This window comes from Herbaspirillum chlorophenolicum, assembly GCF_001189955.1.
Taxonomy (GTDB): Bacteria; Pseudomonadota; Gammaproteobacteria; order Burkholderiales; family Burkholderiaceae_D; genus Herbaspirillum; species Herbaspirillum chlorophenolicum.
Window position 1 is genome coordinate 1 of the sequence record NZ_LFLT01000187.1, and the last position, 207, is coordinate 207.

The following is a 207-nucleotide window of genomic DNA, read 5'->3' on the forward strand; positions in this document are numbered from 1 at the left end:
GTGGGGGTCTCGGGCATCTGCGGGCGCTGTCGAACTGGAGCCCATATCCATGCCCCCCATGTCCATCCCACCGTGGTTCATGGCGGCGTGGTTCATCGCCCCATGATCCATTGGCACCGTCGGACTGGCGGTGCCGCCGTCCATGCTGTCCATGCTATCCATGGTGGTCATCGCCGGCTGCGAGGTCGAGCCAGCTGTAGGCGCGGT

At 65.7% G+C, this 207-nt stretch carries 1 pseudogene; it reads right to left on the reverse strand.

Features of this window, described 5'->3' with window-relative positions:
• A pseudogene (locus AKL28_RS25260) lies at window positions 1-207 on the reverse strand (copper resistance protein B); the annotation flags it as partial.